This window comes from Streptosporangiales bacterium (assembly GCA_009379825.1).
GTDB lineage: Bacteria > Actinomycetota > Actinomycetes > Streptosporangiales > WHST01 > WHST01.
In genome coordinates this window covers 1-15328 of sequence record WHTA01000011.1, presented here as the reverse complement: position 1 = coordinate 15328, position 15328 = coordinate 1, and the positions used below count along the sequence as shown (strand labels likewise).

Genomic DNA, 15328 nt, shown 5'->3' with positions numbered 1-15328 from the left:
CCGCCGCACGACGGTGGTGCTCGACGGCAGCTTCTACGCGGGGTTCGACGCGAGCGGCGAGTACCGCGGCGTGCTGCGTGCCAACGTCGGGTACACGCACACCGAGACGGTCAGTACGGGGATCGAACGGGTCGACGGCACCACGGTTCGCGTCGGCGACTCCGAGCTGGTCGAGCACCCAGCCGGCGGCAGCGTCGGCGTCGACAACCTCAAGGGCGAGCTCGACATCAGCAAGTCGTACGAGGACGGCAAGCTGCGTACGATCGACCTCGACATCACCACACCGGAAGGCCGGGTCGCGTACGAACGGTTCCTCGCCACCGGCGTACTGCCACCGGGCGGGACGCCCGGCACGTCGAACGAGACCGTCACGAACGTGGTCGACGCCTCGGCGAACACGGAGCTCGGTGTGGACCTGGGCCCGTGGGAGCCGACGTTGCTGTCGTCGAGCGGCTCGCTCGACGCCTCGAGCACCGTCCATGCCGACGGGCACACGAGCATCGCGACCACCCACACGTCCGGCGACGCCACGACCGACTACGCCGCGGAGTACGGCGCCGACGGCGAGCTGATGGAGACCTACCTCGGTCACCGGACCGGCGACTCCGACGTCGACGTGGCCGACGACGCCGACGTCCGCGTCACGTTCAGCGACGACGAGCTGCACGCGATCAGGGAACAGACGCTGCAGAAGCACGCCCTACGCGAAGGTGACGTCACCGAGGAGGAGGTCGACGAGCTGGTGCAGCAGACCACCGAGGAAGACCAGAGCTCCCTGACCGGCGGGCTGTCCCAGTCGGTCGACGAGGTCGACCTGGCGATCATGCGTGCCGACACGGCTGCGGATGTGCACGCCGCGCTTCTGAACGACGCCGACGGGAACCCGCACGTACTCCTCGAGAAGCTCACCGAGCTGGGTGTCCACGCGGACCAGTACGGCTCCGATACCACCGTGGCAGACGCCCTGAACGACACCGCCACCGTGGACGTCGAGTGACCGTGTCGCGTTCAGCGGCCGCGGTCGAACGGTTCGTGGGTGGTGCTTGCCGTGCGCCCCGGGTCCGGTGAGCGGTGCCTGGGTACGTCTTTGGGCTGGCGCGCTGTGCGCCCGCGCAGGCGTTCCCGTTCCCCGGCGGCCAGCTCGTCGGCTTGCGGCGTCTGGTGTCGGTCCAGGAGCGGGCGCAGCTTGTTCAGCTGCCCCTCGAGATCCTTGATCCTGCTCTCGAGAGCTCTGACGCCGCCGCCCTCGCGTCGCGCCGCCCGCTCGGCTTTCGCCCCTCGGTACAGGTTGAACGGCAGCACTACGGAGATGGCGAGCATGTTGATGGCGGCTATCGCGGGCTGCCCCTGCGCCAACGCGATTCCCGCGTACGCCACGGGGATCCCTACCGAGTCGGCCAGGGCGGTGCGTACTCGCCGCTTCGACAACCCGGACCGTCCGACGCGGCGTTGAGTGCCGCGGACCAGGTTCTTCGACGACGTGGTGACAGCACGCTTGGCCCTGGACCGGTCCCAGCGCTCCCGCAGCGACGGTGGACGCGCTCGGTGCCGTCCCCTGTGCCGTCCGCGGCTGGCCCGGTGACGGGGCGGCCGCCGGTTCGTGCGCATGGTGTCCAGGGGTGTGCTGTGCGCTCCGTACCTGGGGGAGAGGACCTGTCCGTCCACCGTCGCGCCGAGGGAGATCGGCTCGCGTACAGTCGCGGGCCGTGGATGTGCGAGCACGGCCGGACGCCTGCCGGTTCCTTCCGTGGCTCGGGCGGAACGGCGGCGACCACCCAGGCGAGTTGCCCAACGCGGTGTCCGTGATCGACGGAACTGGATGGGTCTCCTCCTGTCGCTGGGGTCCGGTCGTACGGAGTTTACCGACTCTCGGGCCGCGCGTTACCCAGCGCTGAACGGGCATTCAGGGATAAACCGGGAGAAACGCTCCAGCAGGACCTCATCGGCGCTACCGCGGAAGGTCGTGTCGTCGACGACCAGGGCCGTCTCGTGGCCACGGCACCACCACCTGCCTGATCCACCGCCCATGAGAGGCTGGCCGTGGGATCACCGCAGTGACATGTCCAACTGGCGGATCAGTTCGCCGACCCGCCCGCCGCCGCGCGGGGCGGCCGGGTAGCGCCTCAGGACGTCCACCACGACGGGGTGCGCAAGGGCCCGCGACTGCGCGATGTGGTCGGCACCGACGGCGGGATCGTCGCCGGCGGAGAGCTCGAACGCTCGTGCGGCATGCGCGGCCGACCCGAGGATGTGCCTGACCTGAGTGGCTTTCGCCAGCGGGTGGAGGAACGCCGCACCGGCCGCGCCCAAGGCCGCGCGCGCAGCGTCGCTCGCCGCGGCCTGTCCTGCATCGCGGGTCTCCTGGGCCGCCCGCTGTGCCGCCCACGCGCTGTCACGTAGCGCCTTGGTCCGCTCGGCTCCCTCCGCGAACGCCTGCGCAGCGTCGATCGCGGCTCGTGGGCGCCGGTCGTCCGGGCGTGCACGTTCGAAGATCGCCAGTGCAGGCCGCGCGCACGCCACCGCGTAGCCGGCGACCTCGCGGAGCTCGGACCGGCTGAGTTCGATCATCCCAGCCTGCGCCGCAGGACGTCTGCGCCCGGCCCGGTGAGTTCATGCGCTACTCCGGCGCGTCCGGCCAAGACCATCAAGACCGCCTCGGCCGTACCTCGTGCTTCTGGACCCTTGCCGCGGGACCAGTCGAGGTCGGTTGCGACCAGTCGCACGCCCCGCGCGTTCCAGAAACCGCGTAGTGGCGGGGCTGTGACGGCGAACGGGAGTGCATACCGCAGCCGCTCCTCAGGGATGAGACGTGGCTTTCCGAGTGGACGACGGATGTCCTGCTGATGAACGAGCGCATCGACGAGGCCGATGCGGCCGCCAAACTTCGCGGTCGTGCCCTGCGGGTCCAGATGAGAGCGCAGGAACGCGACCAGCTGGCGGGTATCGAGCTGGGCGTACTCGGCCAACGCGACCTGGTTGAGCTCCCCGAATCGGAACCGCGCCCTGGCCAACCGGCGGAGCAACTCGCCTTTCCCGTGCTCCTCGTAGCTGACGACATGGGCGACAACATCGCGGACCCGCCAGTTCGAACACAGGCTCTTGGCCTCCCACTGGTCCGGGGTCAGCTCGTCCAGGAAGTCGGCCAGCTCCGACCGTTCCTGCCGGGCCAGCGCCATCACATTCATCTGAGCTTCCCTCGCACACGTCGACAGGCCACCCCCGCCACGGACTTTGACGTCGGCACTGACGCACAAGCTACCAGAGGCGAAAACGGCTCGTTGTGGGAAAATCGCTCGGTGCAGATCGGGATGCTGGGACCTCTTCAGGTTCGCACCGACGACGGCCTCCTCGCCGACGTGCCGGGCGCCCGGCTGCGCGGCTTGTTGACCGCGCTCGCCCAGCAACCAGGGCGCGTGGTCTCCAAGGCGGCGCTGATCGACTGGATCTGGGGTGAGCTCCCGCCCGACGACGCGGTGAATGCCTTGCAACGCTTGGCCTCCCGGCTGCGAAAGGTGCTACCGGACGGGCTGGTCGAAGGACAGCCAGACGGCTATCGGTTGTTGGTCGACCCCGACACGGTCGACGCCGTGCGCTTCGAACGCCTCATCGGTCAGGCTCGCCATGAGGAGGGTCCCCGGCGGGTACGGCTGCTGCGCGAGGCTCTCGCAATATGGCGTGGTGCGGCCATGCAGGATGTCGGACTCCAGGACAGTGCAGCGTTCGACGCTGCGGTGAGCCGACTCGAGGGGCTCCGCCTGACCGCCAGGGAAGATCGGTACGAGGCCGAAGTCAGCCTCGGCCACGGTGTCGAGTTCATCGCGGAACTGACCGACATGGTGGCCGCGCATCCGTTGCGGGAACGGCTGGCCGCCGCGCTGATGCGGGCCCTCGTCGCGGCCGGTCGGGACTCGGAGGCGCTGCTCACCTACCAGCGCACGAGGGAAGCCCTGGCCGACGCACTCGGCGCCGACCCGTCACCTGAGCTGTCCGCCCTACACGTCGCGCTGCTGAAGGGCGAGTTGGGGCCACCGGACGAGAACCGGAAGACCAACCTCCGTGCCGAGCTGACCAGCTTCGTCGGCAAGGAGGCCGATGTCGCTGCGGTCGGCAAGCTCAGCGCCGAACATCGGCTCACCACCTTGATCGGGCCGGGCGGCTCGGGAAAGACCAGGCTGGCCACAGAAACCGCGCGCACGCTGCTCGGCGATCTGCCGGACGGGGTCTGGCTGGTGAAGCTTGCCGCCATCGGCGCCGACGGGGACGTGGCGCAGGCGACGCTCACCGCACTCGGCCTGCGGGATGCTCGGTGCGACACCGCACGCGGAGCTGACGGACCGGCTCATTGCTGCGATCCGCGAGCGGGAGGTGCTGCTGATCCTGGACAACTGTGAGCACGTGATCGAGTCGGCCGCGGCGTTCGCCCACCGAGTTCTAGGCGAGTGCCGGCGGCTGCGGATCCTGGCGACCAGCAGGGAGCCGCTCGGCATCACCGGTGAGGCGCTCTGGCAGGTTGCGCCGCTGGCCGTCCCGGCGGGGGACGCCAGCCCCGGCGAGGTCGAGTCGTCGCCGGCCGTCCAGCTGCTGCGCGTAAAGGTGGCCGAGAAGACCACGGTCGGCTTCTTCGGTGGTCAGCTCACTGTCGAAACGAACGTCGCGGGCGATAAGAGCGGATCGGTGGCCATCACGATCGACCTGCCCGCCGGCTCCAGCCTGGTCGCAGGCGTGGCGTACTCGAGTGTGCACGCCGACGGCCCGCTCGGCCCGTGCGAGCTGAACATGGCGTCGGGCCGGATCCAGCTCGATCGCATCGACGCGCTGCGGGCGAATCTCGCAGCCGGCGAGGTCGTCGCCGGGCGCGCCGACATCGAGGGCGGGTCGGCCGCAGTGCGGATCAGCGAGGTCGACGGCAACGTCAAGCTCCTGGGCTCGTCCGGGCACGTCCGGATCGGCACCGCCTCAGCCGACCTCGATCTCACCAACAGCAACGGCGGCTTCGACATCGACCGCGCGGACGGCAACGGCTGACCCGCGGCCACGCGGAACTGTCGAACCTCTCGGGCAACATCGAGATCGGCATCAGCGAGGGCACCGCTGTCCGGGTGGATGCCAACAGCAAGAACGGATCGGTGCGCAACTCGGTTTCGCCGCAGGGGAAGCCCGACAACGAGCTGACGGTCGATGCCGGCACGCGACGCGGCGACATCATTATCGAACGCGCAGCCAGCTGACCTAGCCGCCAAGCCGATGACTTTCGGCCACCTCGGCGGTCAGTACCGGTGATCACTCACTCCAGCGGAAGGAACGACTCAGATGACGCCCGGTGCGTACGCATCAGTGAACGGCATAGACCTCTACTACGAGGTGCACGGCGCGGATCGACCCGGAATTCCGTTGATCATGCTGCATGGGGGCGTGCTCACGTTCCACCTGAGTTTCGATGCGTTGCTGCCGGAGGTGGCCGCCGACCGGCAGGTGATCGGGGTGGAGCTGCAGGGGCATGGCCATACCGCCGACGGCGAGCGGCCGTTCAGCATCCGGCAGTGCGCGGAGGACGTGGTGGCGTTGCTGGACGAGCTGGGCGTGGAGCGGGCCGACTTCTTCGGCTTCAGTCTGGGTGGGCTGGTCTCGACCGAGGTCGCCACCGGCTACCCGGAGCGGGTCGGTCGGGTGGTGCTGGCCGCGTCGCACTTCCGGCCGGACGCGTATTACCCGGAGATCACGGCGCCGGAGCAGGACTCGCCCCGGCTGCCGACCGAGGACGACTTCGCGGCGATGCACCGGGCCTACACGGAGGTGGCGCCCGATCCGGACCATTTCTTCGCGTTCCTGGAGAAGATCCAGCCGGCGGTGCACGACTTCGAGCCATGGACCGATGAGCAGTTGGCCCGGCTGACCATGCCGATCCCTGATGATCATCGGGGACACCGACTTCGTCCGGCTCGAGCACGTGGCCGAGATGCAGAACCGGCTGCCGGACTCGCAGCTGGCCATCCTGCCCGGAACCAAGCACATCGAGGTCGCCAAGCGGGCCGACCTGGTGCTGCCGATGGTCAAGGCCTTCCTACGCCGTTGACGACCCCCTCGGCTCGCCGCGGCAGCCGCCACTTCATCGGCTCCGAAGGCCGAGCTGTTTTCGAACGCCACCCGGCCTTCACCTGCGCAAACGCCGTCACTATGCGGGCCACCCGAACCGTTTGGCCCACGAGGGGCCCACATGCAGGTTGTGGTTTCTGCCTCGACGACCTCATCGGGGAGGTAGTGCGGACGTTCGCCGCCTAGGCGATGTTGCGCACCACCCGCGCCGGCACCCCGGCGGCGAGCGTGCGCGGCGGAACAGCCCGGGTGACGACCGAACCGGCTCCGATGACGGCGTCCTCGCCGATGGTCACGCCCTGCAGGATCGTCACCGAGGCGCCGATCCAGACGTTGCGTCCGATCGCGATCGGCGCGGCCGTGATCCCGGTCCGACGCTCGGCCGGCGCGAGCGGATGACCGGAGCTGATCAGGCTGGTGCTCGGCCCGATCATCACGTCGTCGCCGATCTCGATACCGCCGACGTCGTTGAACCGGCAGCCCTGGTTGATGAAGACGTTGCGCCCGATCCGGATGTTGACTCCGTGGTCGGAGTAGACCGGGGGGGATCAAGTGGAAGGCATCATCGACTGACTGACCCGTGAGTTCGGTCCAGGCAGCGCGGATCTCCTCCTGGTCGTCGTAGCGCAGCGCGTTGAGCCCTTCGGTCAACCGAATCGCGCGACGAACTCGGCCGGCGAAGTCCAGGGTCCCGGTTGTCATCTCTCTCCTTATCGCCTTGCGACACGGGCCGCAGCAATCGGTGGCCGCCCGGTTCGGTCGCGGCCCGTCAAGACGTGCGCCCGCACGTGCTTCTCAACATCTACACCGGTCGGCCGACGAAAGCGGCGAGCCGGGTGTAGGCGTCGGCGTCGTTGGCGACAGCCACGACCGGTGCAAACGGCCCGCCGTCGCTGCGATCCTCCGCTGGGACGTTGCGCGTGAACCAGTCGAGGGCAGCCTCGGCCAGAACCGGGTCAAGCTCGTTGCTGCGGCCGGTGGCTCGGGAGAGGTCCCAGGCGTGGACGGTGAATTCGTGCGCGTACGCGTCGAGCAGCTCGTGTCCGGTCAGCCTGGCCCAGGGCAGGGTGTAGCTCTTGCCGAGTGCCGAGTCGGGCGCCCAGACCTGTTCGAGGTCGGCACGAGCACTACGGAACGCGTTACCCCAGTCGTCGGGGTGGTCGTCAGCCGGATCTTTCACTTGAGTCATGTCTTCACCGTTCCCGACGACCGCGAGCTTGCGCAGGACAGCGACGAGATGGGCCAGCAGCGTCTGCACGTCATACTCGGCACACGGTGTCGGTCGGTCCAGGTCGACGGCCTCGATCGCATCGATCTCGTGTTGGGTCTGGTCGAGCGCGGCACCAAGGTGCGGCCGCGGGTCAGGTGTCGCATCGGCTTTGGTCATCAGGCAGGCGCCTCCTCACACTGGGCGGACGATTCGTCGGCCTACCCTGCCAACAGGTACCGACAGCGATGCGCCCGCATGTCGAACCCGGTGCCAAGTTAGGGCCGCCAGCTACCTTTCGAGGTTCGCGGGTCCTGCACGTGCCGCCGGCGGCGAGCAATGGCGGTCGTGCGGATCGGGTGCCGGCTAGAATTTCGGAGACGATGCCGTCACTGCGGCCCAAACGGCGAGCCAGGTCAGCTTGGCTGAGGCCAGCATCATTGAGGGCGGCTCGCAGCTTGGATGCTTCTATGTCTTGTCAAGCGGCGTGAGGGGTTCTGCTGACGGCCTTGGCGTGGGCTTCGAGGAGACGGTAGATCGCGCGTGCGATGTTGTGTTTGAGACACCGTTTTGATGTCTCGGGTGTTCTTGCTTTCGGTGGTGCGCCGGGCGGCGTAGGTCCGGGTTTCGTGGTGGTGCTGGAGTCGGGATAGCGCGACGGTGTGCAGGGTGCGGTTGAGGCGGTGGCGGTCGGCGGAGCGGTTGAGGCGGCCGCCGGGTCACCGAGCTCACCATGACCGGCCAGCTGCTCGGCGTACAGCGGATCCTGGTGATCCTCACACCCGCTGCGCGATGGCGTCGATGACCGAAGACAACCTGCGAGCAACGGCCGAGACCGCCGCCGGATGCCCCGGCGGCTACCTGCCCATGAACGCCATCCCCGACCAGTTCGACACGCTGCGCCACGACGTCACCGTAGTCCGTCAGCACCCGCTGATCGGCGACGGGGTGCTCGTCGGCGGCTTCATCTACGACGTCGACGCCGGCCTGCTCAGCCAGCACCTCTAGTCAGCGTCGACCGCTCTCGCCGACGCGTCGCCACCACGCAATGTTCGCGTGGGGCAGCAGAGCCATGCAGGCAAAGGGTGTCAAACGGCGTCGGCAGGTCCGGAATGGACGGGCCTGCCGACGCCGTTCCCCGAGCGCGCGTGGCCGGCGGCTCTCGCACTCCCCAGTGGACCCCCGCTCGGTGGCTGCCCCAAATCCCCTCACGCGTGCGCTAGGCCTGAAGCTACGTCGTACTGGCCAGTACACATCCACATGACCCTGTAACTGCCGAGCGGCGCGATCGTTCGCTGCCGGAGCGTGAACCCGGCCCGGCTGCCCTGCCGACTCCGACAGGTGCGGGTGTTTGCGGCCGCGCCGTCACAGCACGTGGCTGTGAGCTCGGCTTGTCACTACTCGGGCGAATTCCGGTGGCGCGCCGGTCTTGGTGTTTACGGTGGGCCAAACGCGTCGCGTTCCCGGGTAATCCCAGACCTCGGTGCCCAGCCGGAAGGGTGCAATGCGGGAAGTGGGCAAGCGGTGGACCCCGAGCACCTCAACGACCTGCGGCAGCTGGGACAGAACAACTACGCTCACCTGCTCCAGACCCTGGCCGAGCTTCGCGAGTCGGTCGCACGCCGGACATGGATCCCGCGGCGGCGGCTGCGTCGCTCCTGCAGGCCATCACCCTCCTTGAAACCGTGGCGGGCAAGACCGGCCGGACGAGACAGACGGACACGGATCCAGGTTCTACGGCGTCGACGGAGGATCGCATGACGCGTCCAACGGAGGCTCACGACGACCAGCAGATCACTGTGCCGGAGACACCGGTGACCGACTGCCCGCGAGGTACTCGTTACCCCAGCCGCTCAGCAGCCGCGGCCGCCGCCCGCGCGGCCAGCGGCCGGCGGGTGCCCTACCGCGTATGGCGCTGCGAGAACTGCGACAGGTGGCACGCCTCCGCGTGGGTCGAGCAGCCGCGCCCGTAGCCGGAGCGGCCCGGCGTTCGTCCGCTATGTTGAAACAGCCGTGACGACAGATGTCCGATAGTGGTCTCCACACGAGCGACGTACATCGCGATCACCGTCTCCGTGCGGAGGAGCGTTGTCATGAGCCTGGCCTCGGGCGGCGTCCGGATAGCCCATCCCATCCTCGCTGAGCGTCTCTGCGTACCACCCATGTTCGACTCCCCTGGTCGAAGGCACGAGCGCTACTTGCGTCACTGGCGTACGGCCGGTTGGGGTTCCCTTCCGTACACGACCCGCTGCCGCCGCCGGCGGGTCGTACGCGATCGTTTGCGAGGCGGCAGCGGCCGCGCACGTTGTGTACGGATCTCTGCGCCAGGACTCGGCGGAATGGTGTACGTGCGACGCTGTCGAGCAGGGATGACCTGGGCAGACGCAGCGAGGTTGCCGACTCTTGGGGGCGAAATGTGGCCGGTCGAGGTGATCGAACAGGGCTCGGGGGTCCCGGCGGTTCTCGTCCACGGTGACGTGTTCGGGGCGGAGGGGACGTGGAACCAGCAGCGGCCGTTGGCCCGGGGGCGTCGGCTACTGCTGGTGAACCGCCGCGGGTTCGGCGGCAGCCCGGATGTCGACGGCGAGGACTTCGCCGTCGACGCGGTCGATGTCGCGGAGGTCTTGGGTGACGGCGCGCACCTGGTCGGGCACTCCTACGGCGGTGTCGTCGCGTTGCTCGCCGCGGCGCGTCGGCCGGAGGCGGTGCTGTCGCTAGCGGTGGTCGAGCCGCCGGCGCTCGGGCTCACCCGCGATCGCGCAGACACCCGCGAGTTCATCACCACCGTGCGGGCGATCATCGACCGCGCCCCGTCGCCGGAGGAGTTCCTACCGCAGTTCGTCCGCGCCGTCGGCGGCGACCCGAACCGGTTGCCGTCGCCGCTGCCGCCGCCCCTGGCGAAGGCGGCCAAATTGCAGATGCGCGGGCGGTGGCCATGGGAGGCAGAGATCCCACTCGACGACCTCGCGCCTACGCCGTTCCCCAAGCTGGTGATCTCCGGCGCGCACAGCGCCATGTTCGATGCCGTCTGCGACCTGCTCCAGGCGCGCCTCCCCGCAGCCCGGGTCGTGGTGCCGGGTGCCGGGCACTCCGTGCCCCAGACCGGCACGCCGTTCAACGAGTACCTCGCCCACTTCTGGTCGTCGGCCGAGGCACCCGGCTGACCAGGCTCGCGATCCGCGGCCGATGGCACCCCCCAAGCGGGGGACTCGACGGCTGGTCCGCCGCTGAACCCACCAGGCCCGGGGTGCACCGGGTTTCTCCACCGGGTACGGTCGGACCTTGCGAATCGCAGCCTCTGCAACTGCTGCGCGAGAGCATCGGCACAGATCATCACGAGGAGGAGAACAGTATGGGATTGCAGGACCTGCTGAACAAGGCCAAACGGTTCGCCCGCGGCCACAAAGACCAGAGCGACGAAACACTCACCGACAGCACCAATGGCGAACCGGCCAGTGACAGCAAGTCAGCCACTGACACCGAGCCGGACGCGGCCACTACGCCGAACAGTGGCGCTGACGCGACACCCGACCGCACCAGCGACGGTGCGGCGAACCCGCCAGAGTCGAAGGGCCCGGACACCGCAGACGAACACAAGCAGGACCCCGGCAAGCAGTAGCCGTCCCACCATCGACCGCCATGCCGACCGCAGCGTGGATACCAACGTTGATCTTCTCGGCGCTCGGCCAGGCTTCCGCGCGCAGGGGCCGCCGCCGAGCGACCCCGCCAAGGAGAAGCTCGACGAGACCTTGACCGACGACGAGGCCACGGCAGGATCCGACTCGCCAACCGACACTGCCACCGCAGTGCCGGACAATGACAACACCGGCCGGCAGACGACAGACACGGAGAAGCCGTAGCACTCTCGCGCGAACGCGCCGCGCGGAGGCGCGACCCCCCGTCCACCCGACGGAATGATCACGCCAGCAGATGCTCGCGCGGCGCGTCCGGCTGCCCCGACACCTGGCGAACAGGTTACGTTGACGACAGCTACTTGCCCCGGAAGGGTACCGGAGGCCCGGACGGTACAACCTTGCGCTCGCGCCAACACCCGTCCTGGCTCTGACGTTTGCGCCGACGCCCCGATGGGTACCGATGACCGCAGCCAGTCGTCGGTGCCCGGGCATCAACGGCGGTCAGGTCCCAGTAGTCGAGACAGGCGCTGCCGGGACCGTCTGAACTCCCCCACCTCAGACCGGGAGACACGCCCTGGCACGAAGGGCGCGACCCGGCCACGGGGGACACGACCGGGCCGCGCGATCCCAGGGTAATCACGGGATCGACCCGAGACACCCCGATGCCGTCGGCACGACGGCCCCGCAGATCGCCGCGGAAGCCGGCATCGCGGTCGAAACCGTCACCGCCAGCGACGACGTGAACCCCTCTCCTATCGTCATTGGGCCAAGGCGGTGGTGATCATGAAGACGAGCAGCGAGACCGTGAGGGCGAGCAGCATCGCCACGTCGCCCTTACGTCGAAAGGTCATGTTTGGGCCTCCCTCGGGCGGCGGTGGTGGCCAGATCCGCCCGAGAGTAGTCCTACCGGTAGAACTGTCGCATTCGACCTCACATCGCCAGGGCCACTACGACCACGGCGTGAGTGAGACGATGAACGTGCCCGCCGGTGGCGGCGGGCGGGAGGTTAGCGAGTTGAGCGCGGCTGAGGTTGTCGCGATGGTTGTGACCGTGGTCGTCCAGTTCGGAACGGCCGCGTTCGCGGAGTCGGTCATGCGGGCGCTCGGCGTGTTCCCCACCGACATCAACCCGCCACGCGGCAGGCCGTCGCCAGGCCCCAACTACCCCTAAGCGCAGCGGTCAGGAGCCGTGGCGGCGTGGTCACCGGACGTCGGGCGTCGATGCGACTTGGGTCATGTCCTTGATCTCCCCGACGAGTTCTTCGAGGACGTCCTCGAAGAACAACACGCCGGTGACGTGTTCCTGCTGGTCGACGACGGCGACTAGGTGGGTGCGGTTGCGTTGCATCATGGCGAGGACGTCGTCGGCGCGGTCCTGGTCCCTGACGCGGGCGAGGGGGCGGATCCGGTTGGGCGGTACGGGCTGGTCGCCGGGATCGTGCAGGACGTCTTGCAGGTGTAGGTAGCCCGACACCGTGTCGCCGATCGCGCTGTCGGAGTGAACCGGGTAGCGGCTGTAGCCGGTGCGGGCGACGAGGTCCTCGACATCGTGCGGTCGCGCCTGCTCGGGCAGCGTCACGACCTGGTCGAGGGGAACCATGACGTCGGCGGCGCGGCGATCGCCGAAGGTCAGCGAGCCGGTGAGCACGTCATGGGTGTCGTCGAGGAGGCCCTCGCGCTGGGAGGCGTCGACCAGCGACCGGACTTCTTCGAGGGTGTAGACGGCGGAGACCTCGTCCTTGGGCGGTACCCGGGCCGCCTTGAGCGCGGTGTTGGCGGCCCAGTTCAACGCGACGATAAGCGGCTTGACTACATGCGCGACCCCGACCAGGGCGGGTACCAGCAGCAGCGCCGCGCGGTCAGGGATGGACAGGGAGATGTTCTTCGGGATCATCTCCCCGGCGACGATGTGCAGGTAGCCGACGACGAACACGGCGACGACCAGCGCGATCGTGGTGATCGCCGGCTCGGGCAGCCCGACCGCGTGCAGCGGGCCTTCGAGGGCATGGTGTAGCGCGGGCTCGGTGATCGCGAGGAGCCCGAGCGAGCACACGGTGATGCCGAGCTGGGCACACGCCAGCATCAGGGAGACGTTCTCCATCGCCCACAGCGTGGTCTTCGCCGCTTTGCTGCCGGCCTCGGCGCGGGGCTCGATCTGGCTGCGGCGGGCGGAGATCACCGCGAACTCCGCGCCGACGAAGAACGCATTGACGACCAGCAGGACGACCCCGAAGGCGATACCGAGACCGGAGCTCATCGCTGCTCCTGCTGGGCGGCAGCGTCGGTTCCGCTGCCCGGTTCGTCGGGCTGGAAGCGGAGTCGTTCGATGTGCCTGCCGTCAAGATCAACGACCTCGAGGCGCCCACCGGTTACCGGAACCCGGTCGCCGGGTTCAGCGAGCCGGCCCAGCTGGGTGAGAACGAACCCGGCGATGGTGTCGTAGTCGGGGCTGTCCGGGATGTCCAAGCCAGTGCGGGCACGGACCTCGTCAGGGCGCAGCGTGGCAGCGAGCATCCACGACCCGTCGGCGTCGCGGACGGCGTCGATGTCGGTGGGGTCGTGTTCGTCGGCGACGGCGCCGACGACCTCTTCGACGACGTCTTCGAGAGTGACGATCCCGGCGGTGCCGCCGTACTCGTCCTCGACGACAGCGAGTGGGCCGGTCTCGCTCTTCAGCTCGACCAGCAGATTCGCCACACGGAGCGACCCCGGCACGTGCAGTACCGGGTCCATCACCTCTGTTACGGCCACCTCGCCGCGGGCGGCGCGCGGCACCGCGACCGCCCGTTTGACGTGGACGACGCCGACGACCTCATCAGCGCTGTCCCGGACCACGGGGAATCGGGAGTGCCCGGTGGCACGTGTCGAGGCGATGACGTCGGCGGCGGTGGTGTCGTGGTCGATCGTCTCGACGTGGACCCGGTGGACCATCACATCGCCGGCGGTCAACCGGCCGAACGTCAACGACCGCCCGACGCGGGTCGCGGTGGCCTCGTCCAGCGCCCCTGCACGTGCCGAGTGCCGCACTAGCACGGCCAGCTCGTCGGGCGTGCGACCGGCGGAGAGTTCCTCCTGCGGGTGCAACCCGATCGCGCGGATGAACGCGTTCGCGGTGCCGTTCAACGCGCGGATCAACGGCAGCGTCGCCACCGTGAACACCGCCTGCATCGGCGCGGACCACCGTGCCGTGCCCTGCGGCCGCGCGATCGCGAGGTTCTTCGGGATCAGCTCACCAACCAGCATGGAGAACATCGTCGCGATGAACATGGCCAGTACCACGGTCACCGTTGCGACCGCGGCCGGCGGCAGCCCGATCGCCTCGAACGGGCCGTGCAGCAAACCGGCCAGCGACGGCTCCACGAGGTAGCCCACCAGCAATGTCGTGAAGCTGATCGCGACCTGCGCACCCGACAACTGCGTCGACAGGTTCCGCAGGCTCTTCAACACCCGCGCAGCGGACGCGTCACCGGTCTCCGCGGCAGACTCGATGGTGCTGCGTTCGACCGTGACCAGCGAGAACTCCGCCGCGACCGCGACCCCCGTGCCCAGGGTCAACACCACCCCGGCCGCGATCAACAACCACTCGGTCACCGGGCACCAACCGGCTGGCAACTAGGAGGCTCATCACCCACGTGACTACATCCAGTCGAGTCATTGCATCCGTTGGGCATGCCTCATCCTACGAGCCTGCCTCCACTCCGACGATCACCCCGCCCGCTGGTTGTACATGGTGCTGCCGTGGAAGGATGCCCGGGCGAGGCAGGGAGGGTTTGACGAGTCGTGCAGGACCTGACGCTCGACCGCGGTGTGCGCCTGCTGCACATCGGTCCGCCGAAAAACAGGCACCGCGACCATTCAAGGCGCATTTCACCAGGCCCGTCAGCGGTTGGCCGAAACACGGCGTCGTCTACGCCGGCACCGGAAGGCAAAGAGCCTGGGCGGCACTCGCGATCACCGGCAGAAACGCCACGCTGGTCGGTGACCGCCCGGCCACCACGTCGGACTGGACCGACCTCGTCGACGAGGTCGCCGCCGCCGGCGACCGACGCGTTGTAGTCAGCAGCGAGTTCTTCGCCGACGGCGACGACGAGACGGCACGGCGAGTGGTGACCGAGCTCGCCGGTGCACGCGCTCATGTCGTGGTGACGTTGCGGCCGCTGATCCGGATCATCGTGTCGCAGTGGCAGCAGTACCTCCAAAACGGGCTGCGCACGCCGTACGAGCAGTGACTCGACCACATGTTCAACAAACCGCCTGTCCCGCGTCAAGGAGTTGGCAGGATTTCCTTGACTTGAAAGGTCGGGATCTTCGGGTCGGCCAGGCCCAGGTGCACCTCCTTGGGCCGGTTGAAGGCGATGGCCTCGTGTGGCCTGATCGCGTTGTACTCGATGCGG

Annotated in this window: 13 protein-coding genes and 4 pseudogenes; 9 read left to right on the top strand and 8 right to left on the bottom strand. The window is 68.6% G+C overall.

The features are described 5' to 3' along the window. Positions 1-16: 16 nt before the first annotated feature. On the top strand, positions 17-997 hold the full coding sequence (locus GEV07_07960) for a hypothetical protein (GenBank protein ID MQA02641.1): 981 nt from the start codon (positions 17-19) through the stop codon (positions 995-997). 11 nt (positions 998-1008) lie between these two features. On the opposite strand, the gene GEV07_07955 is transcribed toward GEV07_07960, so the two are convergent. The 3 genes from GEV07_07955 to GEV07_07945 all read right to left on the bottom strand — a co-directional run bounded on the left by GEV07_07955 (position 1009) and on the right by GEV07_07945 (position 3185). Then, positions 1009-1722: a hypothetical protein gene (locus GEV07_07955; GenBank protein ID MQA02640.1), complete on the bottom strand. Its 714-nt coding sequence runs from the start codon at positions 1720-1722 to the stop codon at positions 1009-1011. A 324-nt stretch (positions 1723-2046) separates the two neighbouring features. Continuing rightward, a complete protein-coding gene (locus tag GEV07_07950) occupies positions 2047-2568 on the bottom strand; it encodes an exonuclease SbcC (GenBank protein ID MQA02639.1) in 522 nt (173 codons plus the stop codon). Further along, positions 2565-3185, bottom strand: a complete 621-nt coding sequence (locus GEV07_07945) for a maleylpyruvate isomerase family mycothiol-dependent enzyme (protein MQA02638.1) — start codon at positions 3183-3185, stop codon at positions 2565-2567. Before GEV07_07945 ends, GEV07_07950 begins: the two co-directional genes overlap by 4 nt. Positions 3186-3296: 111 nt before the next feature. Between GEV07_07945 and GEV07_07940 the strand changes: the two are divergent. Both GEV07_07940 and GEV07_07935 read left to right on the top strand, forming a co-directional pair. Then, positions 3297-4587, top strand: a pseudogene (locus GEV07_07940) (AfsR/SARP family transcriptional regulator). A gap of 723 nt (positions 4588-5310) precedes the next feature. Further along, positions 5311-6073 (top strand): annotated as a pseudogene (locus GEV07_07935) (alpha/beta fold hydrolase). 202 nt (positions 6074-6275) lie between these two features. Here the strand turns inward: GEV07_07935 and GEV07_07930 are convergent. Further along, positions 6276-6795, bottom strand: a pseudogene (locus GEV07_07930) (sugar O-acetyltransferase). Between the two features lie 100 nt (positions 6796-6895). Then, positions 6896-7480 (bottom strand): TIGR03086 family protein, encoded by a 585-nt coding sequence (locus GEV07_07925; GenBank protein ID MQA02637.1) that lies wholly within the window; start codon positions 7478-7480, stop codon positions 6896-6898. Between the two features lie 529 nt (positions 7481-8009). On the opposite strand from GEV07_07925, the pseudogene GEV07_07920 reads away from it, so the two are divergent. The 5 genes and pseudogenes from GEV07_07920 (at position 8010) to GEV07_07900 (ending at position 11160) form a co-directional block, all read left to right on the top strand. Further along, a pseudogene (locus GEV07_07920) lies at positions 8010-8308 on the top strand (carbonic anhydrase). A 749-nt stretch (positions 8309-9057) separates the two neighbouring features. Next, positions 9058-9273, top strand: a complete 216-nt coding sequence (locus GEV07_07915) for a hypothetical protein (protein MQA02636.1) — start codon at positions 9058-9060, stop codon at positions 9271-9273. A 120-nt stretch (positions 9274-9393) separates the two neighbouring features. Continuing rightward, on the top strand, positions 9394-10464 hold the full coding sequence (locus GEV07_07910; protein ID MQA02635.1) for an alpha/beta fold hydrolase: 1071 nt from the start codon (positions 9394-9396) through the stop codon (positions 10462-10464). Between the two features lie 188 nt (positions 10465-10652). Further along, a complete protein-coding gene (locus tag GEV07_07905; protein MQA02634.1) occupies positions 10653-10919 on the top strand; it encodes a hypothetical protein in 267 nt (88 codons plus the stop codon). A gap of 34 nt (positions 10920-10953) precedes the next feature. Beyond that, on the top strand, positions 10954-11160 hold the full coding sequence (locus tag GEV07_07900) for a hypothetical protein (protein MQA02633.1): 207 nt from the start codon (positions 10954-10956) through the stop codon (positions 11158-11160). Positions 11161-12135: 975 nt separating this feature from the next. On the opposite strand, the gene GEV07_07895 is transcribed toward GEV07_07900, so the two are convergent. Together GEV07_07895 and GEV07_07890 are read right to left on the bottom strand one after the other, a co-directional pair. Continuing rightward, positions 12136-13191: a DUF21 domain-containing protein gene (locus GEV07_07895; GenBank protein ID MQA02632.1), complete on the bottom strand. Its 1056-nt coding sequence runs from the start codon at positions 13189-13191 to the stop codon at positions 12136-12138. Continuing rightward, positions 13188-14525 carry a DUF21 domain-containing protein gene (locus tag GEV07_07890; GenBank protein ID MQA02631.1) on the bottom strand — a complete coding sequence of 446 codons (1338 nt, stop codon included), beginning with the start codon at positions 14523-14525 and terminating at the stop codon, positions 13188-13190. Before GEV07_07890 ends, GEV07_07895 begins: the two co-directional genes overlap by 4 nt. Before the next feature lie 179 nt (positions 14526-14704). Here GEV07_07890 and GEV07_07885 point away from each other — a divergent pair, with 179 nt between their 5' ends. Further along, positions 14705-15163, top strand: a complete 459-nt coding sequence (locus GEV07_07885; protein MQA02630.1) for a hypothetical protein — start codon at positions 14705-14707, stop codon at positions 15161-15163. A 35-nt stretch (positions 15164-15198) separates the two neighbouring features. On the opposite strand, the gene GEV07_07880 is transcribed toward GEV07_07885, so the two are convergent. Next, a partial coding sequence (locus GEV07_07880) for a transposase (protein ID MQA02629.1) occupies positions 15199-15328 on the bottom strand: 130 nt, incomplete at its 5' end.